Source organism: Burkholderia sp. Ac-20384, from assembly GCF_017104605.1.
Taxonomy (GTDB): Bacteria; Pseudomonadota; Gammaproteobacteria; order Burkholderiales; family Burkholderiaceae; genus Burkholderia; species Burkholderia lata.
Genome location: NZ_JAAGPE010000323.1, coordinates 1 through 9,782 on the forward strand (window position 1 = coordinate 1; position 9,782 = coordinate 9,782).

Sequence of the window (9,782 nt, forward strand, 5' to 3'; positions counted from 1 at the left end):
TGCGCGCGGCCGACCGGCCCGTGCTGCTGGTGCGGCACAGCGAGCCCGGCACGTCGGCGGCTGCGTGACGCACGCGGCAAGGCGCTGACGCTGGCGCACGGGCGGTCGCGGGCAGCGACGGTCTCGCGCATTCGCCGGAAGGCGGCGGGATGAAACGGAAACGCACGGCGCACCGCGTGTGAGCGCGGCTGTCCTTTCTGTCACATCGGCGGGGCGAGGGCGGCACGCCCGATGCATCCGATGGGCGCAATCGCGTGCCCGCGGTTGCATCCCGACACGCAGTTCTGGCAGCATCGACCGGTGTGCGCCTGTTCGCCGTGCGCATGGCCGCAGCGATCGACGCAGCAACATCCGGCGGCACGCGGTCGTGTTCGCGATTCGCGATGAGCGAAGCGAGGCCGTGCGCCGGGTGCCCGGTTCCTGACCTTACCGACGTCATCCGCCATGCCGATTTCCGCTACCGACCTGATTCGCCAGTTCGACCTGCAGCCGCATCCCGAAGGCGGCTATTTCCGCGAAACCTACCGTGCGACCGATTCCGTCGTGCGTCCGGCCGACGGCGCGCCACGCGCCGCGTCGACCGCGATCTACTACCTGTTGTGCGACGGCGCGTATTCGTCGTGGCACCGGATCCGTTCCGACGAAGTCTGGCATTTCTACGCGGGCGACCCGATCGAAGTGTGGGTCCTCGACGAGCGCGACGGGCTGACGATCCACCGGCTCGGCAACCCGCTCACGCATCCGGGCACCGTGTTCCAGGCAGTCGTGCGGGCTGGGAGCTGGTTCGGCGCGCGCTGCGCGTTGCCGGAGCATGTCGCGCTGGTCGGCTGCACGGTGGCGCCGGGCTTCGAGTTCGCGGAATTCGAACTGGCCGACGCAGCCGCGCTGGCTGCTGCGTTTCCCGACTACGCGGAACACGTCGTGCAGCTTGCCCAGCGTACCGACATGTGACTGTCACGGCGGTGCAACCAACGGCGCGAAGCCCGTGCCGATGGTGCGTGTTCCGCGCGGCCGCGGCCAAACCCGTTTAGAATGCCGTGATGCATCAGGTCGGCTGCGGGCGTGCCGCGGTGGCCGTTGCCCAGCCGTACCGACGGCCCCCGTCGTGCGGCTGCATGCCTTCCAGGAGCGCCGCCGTGTGGCACTTTCCCATCGCTATTCCATCGTCGCTCGGCCCATGGGCCGTGTTCGCGAGCGTGTTGATCACGCAGCTCGGCGTGCCGGTGCCGGCCGTGCCGATGCTGATTCTCGGCGGCACGATGGCGGCAATGGGGCAGGCGTCCTGGGTCAGCATGTTCGCGGCGGCGATCGGCGCGACGATGCTGGCCGATTCGCTGTGGTTCTTCATGGGCCGCACGCGCGGCCGGCGCCTGCTGAACGGCCTCGTGCGCTTCTCGCTGTCGCTCGACACCACGCTGCGTTTCGCACGTAACGTATTCGAAAGATACGGTGCGCCGCTGCTCGTGCTGTCCAAATTCCTGCCGGGCCTCGGCCTCGTGTCGGCGCCGCTGCTCGGCACGACCGCGATCGGCGTCGGCGTGTTCCTGTTCTGGGACCTGGCCGGCGCGTCGCTGTGGGCTGCGTTCTGGCTGGTCGGCGGCGCGGCCATTCACGACCAGATCGTCCAGTTCGTGCTGTGGGTGCGCGCGAGCGGCGGCACGATCCTCGACGCGTTCCTCGCGATTTTCATCACGTTCCTGCTGTACCGCTGGGTGCGTCGCGTGCAGTTCCGCCGCTATCTTGCGCAGGTGCGCATCTCGCCGCCGCAACTCGTCGAGATGATGACGTCGGACGAGCCGCCGCTGATCTTCGACGCGCGGCCGAAAGCGATTCGCGAGCGCGAACCGTACCGGATCGCCGGCGCGGTGCCGGTCGATCTCGATTCGCCGGACCTGCTCGATCCGGAGATGCTGAAGCGGCCGATCGTCGTCTATTGCGTGTGCCCGAATGAAGCGACCGCGAAGCGCCTGATCGCGAAAATGCAGCGCAAGAAGATGATCCACAATATCCGGGCGCTGAAGGGCGGCCTCGATGCGTGGGAGAAGCACGGTTATCCGGTCGAGCCGATGCCGGCCGATCTCGATGCGTCGCGTTATTTCGTGCGTCCGGATCACGGTGCGATCGAAGGCGAATATACGGTGCGTGCGACGCTGTCGAAGTGATGCCGGGAGGCTGTTCCTGACGAAAAGTGTCCAAAAATTGGACCGAATTGGGATACGTGACAGACCACAAAATGGCTATTGGCCTCAGACGTCTGTGCCTTTGCGCGGCAGACGTAACCAAACGCAAAGCGAAATCGAATCGCTAATCAGGCGTTCTCTTAGTTGTCTACTCCGAGCAGAAGTGAAGCTTGTCTGCGCAAGGATCCGGTATCGCTTCCGCCGGCGGCCATCGATCAAGGCTCTTGGCGCGCCCGCGACGCCTCATTGGGGCGTGAATCGAACATCGCGTGCCGACAACGTCGGCCCCCGTGGCCGTCGATGACGTTGTGCCGCCCAAGGCGACGGATGCGGACCGCGCACCCCGACAGCGTAACGAAGCATAACGACCAATGTGAAACGTTATTCGGGGCAATCAATCACGGCAGCAGGTAACGGGGGGGGCGTCGAAATTCGACATCGACGGGCCCTCGGTCGACCGATTGCGTTCGACGGAAAGCCTTTGCGCGGCTGCGGTATTTCCGATCGCGCCGATGCGCGACTTCCGATGACGGGGCCAGACGGTCGGCGTGCAACACTGAATGACAATCTCTGCATTTGAAATTGTCCGACGTCGCCCAAGCTCATGCATCGCAGCAGGTGATGTCGGTCGATGTCTGATGGTGTTGTCGATTTCTATAGCGATATCCGGAGACTGCCTGCCCGCACGAGATACATTGTGCCGTGCCAGTTCAGCAGTGCGCCAGAACGCTCGATTTTGCTTGTATGCAGCAAAGATAAAGCCATCATTCGATGCACCGATGCACACCGCGGAAATGATGCCGTTCACCGAGAGGAATTGCCCCATTCCAGCCTGAATTGGAAAATTCCCGCGGCCTCAAGGCGGTCGTAGCGAGATCCATCGACAAGACGTGCTGATCGTGATCCGCCACTGAAGAAACGGCGCCACTGTGATACGTGCGACAACACGATTCCCGATCGTGTGTGATGCATGTCGTGTCGGGTGTTCGTGATTGTTGAATGGTGAGTTATTTCGTTGCTTGACTTGATTTATCCCTATTTTATCGATCCGAATTGCGCTGCTCTCGTGTAATTCGATGTAATGGATCGGTGGTCTGCGGAGATGTATGTTGATTGTGCGTGAGATTTTGTGTGTCACGCCAAAGGCTTGAAAGGCTTGGGTTATGTGAAGGCCCAGCCGTGCCGATCATCATATTGTGCTCCGGAGAGTGAAAATGGCAAATTATCTAAAGTATGGCGACATCATTAGTTTCGCCAATGGATATGGCGGCAAGTGGGGCGGTGGCTTTCTCGGTACAGGGGGAAGATCGAATATTTCGGGCGCCCTCGACTCTGTTGGAACGTTTCAGTCCAATAGCCAGCCTTCCACCCAGTGGAGAATTCTATCGTTCCTGAATCAAAAGCCGTTGGGGCAGAATATTGTTGGCTGCGACAAGATTGTTCTTCAAAATATCGCAGATGGTGGTTTTTTGAAATTATTCAACAATAATCCTCAGCAAAATCAAAATTATGACGTAGCAACAAGTGAGCTGGGGAGTGAGCGGGCCGCTGCCTGGCACCTCTTGATTCGATCAAATCCAAACAATGATCCGAACCTTGTTGTCGAGGATCAAATCTATTTGTTGAATTCTTTCAATAATGGTATGGGTTTTCTGGATACCCGTGGTCAAGGTGGTGGATCTGGCTTTCTGTACGCCGTTTCGGCTTCGCTTCTCTTTGATCGGGAAGGTAGCGGCACCGGTGCGTGGCTGGTATCACGTGGCTGAGCTTTGATTTCTGCGCTCCATAATATCAAGAACTCCTGGGCGCACGTTAAACGCACCATCAGCGAATGGGATTTGCTTCCTTCGTACCGCAAGGGTGCGTGAGTGAAAAATCGGTTGGAATATCTTAATGGAAAACATCATGTCTACAGAATATTCGCAAGAGAATGACCGATCCCCTGGTGAAAGAATCAGTCCGACTAAAGATTGGGTGAATCTTGGAGGGGGAGTTAACAACCAGCAATTGACGCTAACGGCGCCAATCTATAGTGGCGGGAATATCTACGCTTTTGCGTGGGATGCGAATAATAGATTGAAGGTATGTACGATTAATTCTGATGGGAAGGGTGGAAAATGGAAGGGCATCGACTCGAATGTTCAAGCAAGCCCGGCTGCAGCTGTGGCGAGGGATTCAGGTGTGCTCGGCGTGCTTTGCAAAACGGGTGCTACGTCGATTGAGATTAACTATGTTGATCCGAGCAATGAGTTTTCTAATCATAAAAAGTCCCTTACCGACAACCTGACGAGCAAAATATATTTTAGTCACCAGGTAAAACTTATAAGAAATGCCAATGGGTCGCTCGAGGTGTTTGCGCTCGACAATGGCGGCAATATGTGGCACACAGTCGAAACCAACAATTCCAAGATTCCCGGGGAATGGGGGCCGTGGAAAACTATCGGCTCTGGCTTCAATGTCGGCGTAAGCGAATTCAAGGTGATTCCGTTAAATGGAGGGCAAGGGGTAGGGCCTTTCCAAGTTGTCGCGTTTGGGGCTGAAAGTAATCCAAGTGTTTATCAGGCAACCCAAGTCTCAGGGAGTCCCGGGATATATAACGCCTTTTCGGCGGTCGACGACAGTTCGAGTTTGAATTTTTCGGGTAGTCCCGCTGCTGTTTGGGGGGCGGTAGCGAATAATGCTATCTACGCAATTTATAACTCGATTGGCGTGGGGACAGCTAACCCGTTGACCACGGATGTTGGTAAGGGCTGGAATTCGCTCAGTCTCACGAACGATTACCCGGCGGCAGGGGACTCCATTGTACTGGCCGCCACGGGGGATGGTATTACACGTCTCGTCTGGATGGATGCTGGTTTGCAAGTCCATATGCTGTCGCGTGATTCCGGCAAGACAGATTACTGGGGCGGGGGCGACGAGCCGGTTGGGGGTAGCGGTCAGTCGTTTACGGGGGCAATTTCGGCCGTTGTTAATGATTTTAAGGTCGGGTTGTTTCAGACGGACGGATACAATAACCTTTGGTTCATCAACTTTCTGCCTACGTTAGGCAAGTAACGCCAAAGTGCTGTACGCAGTGAAAGCAGGGTGGCCGAGCGGAGCGAACCGATGACAACACGGCGTAGCCTGTTTGGTTGGTTCGGGAGCAGCGGTCGTGAGGTGGCGGGCGTCGCCCGCCACCGGAATAGCCGAAGCGGGTCAGTCAAATCTCGCAACGTCGATCGTTCACGGGAGTTTGACAAGCGCGAACGAGTCGGCGCGCTGCCTTCCTTCAGTTCTTTCTCGGCGGCACGCACCGTAACGTGTATAACAATACGGCCTCGGCATTGCCGAGCATCACGGACTGATAGGCGCGACCGTCGATGCGCATATGAAGTCGGCATCAGGCTTGCCATCTTCGTCAAGCGTTCCGTCGTTGGTTTCCTACCCTCCGTCAGCATGACCGCGCTATCGACTTTCAGCACGATAGTGCGCATGTCTTTCAGGAAAAGATCCGCTATATCGACTGCTATTTTCTTGGCCGGAGTCCAGGCTTGGATGCGTCACGATAACCGACAGAGGCGGTCGCGCGAATTCGGACGACCGGATAATGGGGGCGGTCGTTCAGCAGGAATGGCCGACACGGGTACGCCGCCGGGATGGGAACTGAAGAAATTTTGCGAAATGTTCTGCCATTGGCGACTTCACGCGACACGATTCCGACCGTTTGTCACCGGAGGTGGGGTGTGATTTCTTTCTGATGTCTTTCAAGTGCTTCGCCGACGCATCATTACGCGTGCCGTTCGATCGCGGGACGCCTCGCCACGAGTCATCGCGGTTCTGTAACTGCTCCCCATCCCTTTGCCTCTGCGAGAGTCTTAAAGGCGCGCTCGATGCCTGGGAAAAGCATGGCTACCCAGTCGAGCCGATGCCGGCGGATGTGGATGCGTCGCAGTATTGCGTGCGGCGCGAGCGTGGTGCGGCGAAAGGCGAATATACGGTGCGTGCGACGCTGTCCAAGTAAATGCGAGCAGCATCGCGCGCATTCGAATTCCACCGCCGGATTCACCCATAGCGATTTTTACGAAAATCGACTGGCGTGCAGCCGCTGATCCTCCCTATAATCCCGCCTGCATATTGCGTGCGCCTGATCGCGCACATTCGACGCGTGTTCGTTCGCGCCGAAAGCGATTGATCCCGTCGCCGTCCGTCACGCGCACAGCCGCGTCACACGGGCCGCGCGGGCGTATTCCGTGAAAGGCCCGATCCGTTTTCCGGATTGTTCCGGAAAATGCGGATAATCCGCGGCGATTCCTATCGAATTGACGCAGTATCCGTGTCATTTCTTATTTAGAAAATGACGGCGGAGATTATTTCGTTTTCGGCATGCCGGAGTCGGCATGAACGGTCGCGCATTGATATCGACAATGACGGCGGCCCCTTCGCGGCTGCCAGGAGACGGACTTGAATCAACCAGAAGACCAGTTGCACCGCGGGCTGGAAGAGCGGCACATCAACCTGATGGCGCTCGGCGCGACGATCGGCGTCGGCCTGTTCCTCGGCTCGGCCACCGCGATTCGCGTCGCCGGCCCGGCCATCCTGCTGACCTACCTGCTGGGCGGCATCGCGATTTTCCTGATCATGCGCGCCCTCGGCGAGATGGCGATCGCCAATCCGGTCGCCGGCGCGTTCAGCCGCTACGCACGCGACTACCTCGGGCCACTCGCCGGCTACCTGACGGGCTGGACCTACTGGTTCGTGTGGATCGTCACCTGCATGGCGGAAATCACGGCGGTCGGCGTGTACATGCACATGTGGTTCCCCGGCGTGCCGAACTGGATCTGGGCGCTCGCGGCACTCCTGGCGATGGGCTCGGTGAACTTTATCGCGGTCAAGCTGTACGGTGAATTCGAGTTCTGGTTCGCGCTGATCAAGATCGTCACGATCGTGCTGATGATCATCGGCGGCGGGTTGATGATCGCGTTCGGCATCGGCAATGGCGGTGTCGCGATCGGCCTGTCGAACCTGTGGGCGCACGGCGGCTTCATGCCGAACGGCATCAACGGCGTGATCGCCGCGTTGCCGATCGTGATGTTCGCGTATCTCGGCGTCGAGATGCTCGGCCTCACCGCGGGCGAAGCGCGCAACCCGGAGAAGTCGCTGACGAAGGCCGTGAACTCGGTGTTCTGGCGCGTGCTGATTTTCTACATCGGCGCGCTGTTCGTGATCATGTCGCTGTATCCGTGGGACCAGATCGGCACGCAGGGCAGCCCGTTCGTGATGACGTTCTCGCGGCTCGGCATCCCGGCCGCCGCCGGCATCATCAACTTCGTCGTGCTGACCGCGGCGCTGTCGTCGTGCAACAGCGGCCTGTTCAGCACCGCGCGGATGCTCTACAACCTCGCGCAGCAGGGCCAGGCACCGAGCAAGCTCGGCAAGGTCAATCGCAACGGTGTGCCGGTGTACGGCGTGATCGTGTCGGTCGCGCTGCTGCTGATCGGCGTGCTGCTCAACTATCTCGCGCCGCAGCACGTGTTCACGTGGCTCACGTCGGTGTCGACGTTCGGTGCGATCTGGACGTGGTGCGTGATCCTGATCGCGCAGATGCGCTTTCGCCGCACGCTGTCGGCCGACAAGATTGCGCGCCTGCCGATCCGCGTGCCGTTCTATCCGCTCGGCTCGTTCGTCGCGCTCGGTTTTCTCGTGCTGGTCGTCGTGCTGATGGCGTTCACGCCCGACACGCGCGTCGCGCTCGTGATCGGGCCGGTATGGATCGTGCTGCTCGGCATCACGTATGCGCTGTTCTACGCGAACCGTCCGGCGGCATCGATGCCGACGAAATCGTAAGCGCCAAGGGCAGGGCCCGCGCGACGCTTGATCGCGATCATGCACGCGCGGGCCGGACGACCTATGCTGAACGAATCGATTGTCCGCGCTTCGCGTGGCAACCCGTCGATTTCAGTGACCACCGCGACCGCGGCGGCTGTCCGGCCGCCGTGCGCCGCTTCCGCGCGAAGCTCCCGTCGTCGTTCCGCGACGACGCGCACGCACGGAGGCCTTCGCCATGCAGCCTGCCCAGCCCATCCCGACACTTGCGCGGATCGCGCTGGCCGTCGATCCGACGCCCGAATCGCTGTCCGCCGCACGCTATGCGCGCACGCTGCTGCGTCCCGGCATGCGATTGCGGATCGTCTGCGCCATCGACAACCCGCGCCTCGTCTTGCCCGACATCCCGCGCATCGACGCACTGCTGACGTCCGCGCGCGAGGACCTGATGCGCGAGGCGCAAGCCATCAACGAACGGATCGCGACGTTGTTCGCCGACAGCGGCATCGAGGTCGAGCAGGCCATCGTCGATACGTCGGTGACGGGCGGCTCCGTAGCCGATGCATTGGTGAGCGATACGTCGGCATGGAACGCGGACGTGCTGATGGTCGGCGCGAATCCGCATCGCGGGCTGCTGCGGCTCGTCGAAGGCGCGATGTCGGACACGCTGACGACACGCGCGCGCTGCGCGCTGCTGATCGTGCCGGCCGCCTATGCACGGCCATCCGACGGCGGCCTTCAGCGCTTGATGTTCGCGGTCGACGGCAGCGAGCCGTCGCTGCACGCGGTGCGCGTCGGGCTCGGCTTCGCGGCGCCGACGGCGCTGCTGTACGCGGCCTACGTGATCGATCGCGCGGTTCGTCTGACGGATATCGTGCCGGTGCGCGCACTCGAGGATGCGTATCGCGCGGAGGGCGAGGACGCGCTCGCGAAGATCGGCCCGCTGTTCCATGCGACCGGGAACCCGACCAAGCGCAGTGTCGTCGAAACCCGCCCGACCAGCGACGACGTGGCCCATGCATTGATGCGCGACGCCGTGCACTGGCGTGCCGAACTGCTGGTGGTCGGCACGCATGGCCGGCGCGGCATCGCTGCCTGGCTGATCGGCAGCGTCGCGCGTCGCGTTGCGCATCTCGCGCAGGTGCCCGTGCTGCTCGTGCGCGGTGCCGAATAAATCGCGCGGCGTCGCGATCGAAGCGCGCTTGGGTTGACCTGTATCAGAAACGGCGCGCCTCGCGCGTGAGACATTGACGGAACATCCGGCAACGCAGCCGGTCTGTCGTACAGGGTCCGCGCAGCCACGCAGCCACACGCGTGCAAAAGGCTGCGATCGACGGTGCATTCACGGCCGTCATATCAATTTCCGGAGCCGCAACGTGCGATGCACGGTGCGTCATCCGACCAAGAACTCTCTGGCACGAGGGTAGGCAGCTCCGGTTGCCTTGGAGGACGGGCGGGGTGCAAAGCACCCCGTCCGCTTTCCGCGTTCGTGTTGTCGTTGGCCCCGTCTGGATTGCTTTCCCCGCAGGAATCGTTGTCATTGCGGCCGTGTCGAACGGCGCGTCATGATGCGTGATGGCGCACGGTGGCGCCGATGCGGATCGGTGATGGTCGCGGCATGCGCGCTGCTGCCGTACCGGCACGGCGTGCGGCAGGCGCTACCGGCGCTGCCGGCGTTGCGTGGTACACGGCTGTTGCACGGCCCCCGAGCCGTGCAACGGCTGCTTGCACGCTCAGGGGGTGCGAAGCATCGCGCGCAGGTCGTGCCGCCGGCCTGCGCCACGGCGCACCCGCGGGCGC

Annotated in this window: 8 protein-coding genes and 1 pseudogene; 8 read left to right on the forward strand and 1 reads right to left on the reverse strand. The window is 61.1% G+C overall.

The genetic code is table 11. The features are described 5' to 3' along the window. Window positions 1-444 precede the first annotated feature (444 nt). Together G3O00_RS35700 and G3O00_RS35705 are read left to right on the forward strand one after the other, a co-directional pair. Entirely contained in the window at window positions 445-951 is a 507-nt protein-coding gene (locus G3O00_RS35700) for a cupin domain-containing protein (protein WP_011355252.1), read from the forward strand. 185 nt (window positions 952-1,136) lie between these two features. Then, complete coding sequence (locus tag G3O00_RS35705; protein WP_041493311.1) at window positions 1,137-2,162, forward strand: DedA family protein/thiosulfate sulfurtransferase GlpE; 1,026 nt, start codon at window positions 1,137-1,139, stop codon at window positions 2,160-2,162. 412 nt (window positions 2,163-2,574) lie between these two features. Here the strand turns inward: G3O00_RS35705 and G3O00_RS35710 are convergent, their stop codons facing one another. Then, window positions 2,575-3,006 (reverse strand): hypothetical protein, encoded by a 432-nt coding sequence (locus G3O00_RS35710; RefSeq protein WP_206145803.1) that lies wholly within the window; start codon window positions 3,004-3,006, stop codon window positions 2,575-2,577. Window positions 3,007-3,394: 388 nt separating this feature from the next. Between G3O00_RS35710 and G3O00_RS35715 the strand changes: the two genes are divergently transcribed. From G3O00_RS35715 to G3O00_RS35735, 6 genes and pseudogenes are all read left to right on the forward strand, one after another. Continuing rightward, on the forward strand, window positions 3,395-3,946 hold the full coding sequence (locus G3O00_RS35715) for a hypothetical protein (RefSeq protein WP_206145804.1): 552 nt from the start codon (window positions 3,395-3,397) through the stop codon (window positions 3,944-3,946). A 127-nt stretch (window positions 3,947-4,073) separates the two neighbouring features. After that, window positions 4,074-5,234 carry a hypothetical protein gene (locus tag G3O00_RS35720; RefSeq protein ID WP_206145805.1) on the forward strand — a complete coding sequence of 387 codons (1,161 nt, stop codon included), beginning with the start codon at window positions 4,074-4,076 and terminating at the stop codon, window positions 5,232-5,234. A 789-nt stretch (window positions 5,235-6,023) separates the two neighbouring features. After that, window positions 6,024-6,180: pseudogene (locus G3O00_RS43635) on the forward strand (cytochrome P460); the annotation flags it as partial. Between the two features lie 440 nt (window positions 6,181-6,620). Beyond that, window positions 6,621-8,003, forward strand: coding sequence for an amino acid permease (locus G3O00_RS35725; protein ID WP_206145806.1), 1,383 nt, complete (start codon window positions 6,621-6,623; stop codon window positions 8,001-8,003). Between the two features lie 217 nt (window positions 8,004-8,220). Then, window positions 8,221-9,156, forward strand: coding sequence for a universal stress protein (locus G3O00_RS35730; RefSeq protein WP_206145807.1), 936 nt, complete (start codon window positions 8,221-8,223; stop codon window positions 9,154-9,156). A 433-nt stretch (window positions 9,157-9,589) separates the two neighbouring features. Then, a partial coding sequence (locus G3O00_RS35735; RefSeq protein ID WP_206145808.1) for a hypothetical protein occupies window positions 9,590-9,782 on the forward strand: 193 nt, incomplete at its 3' end.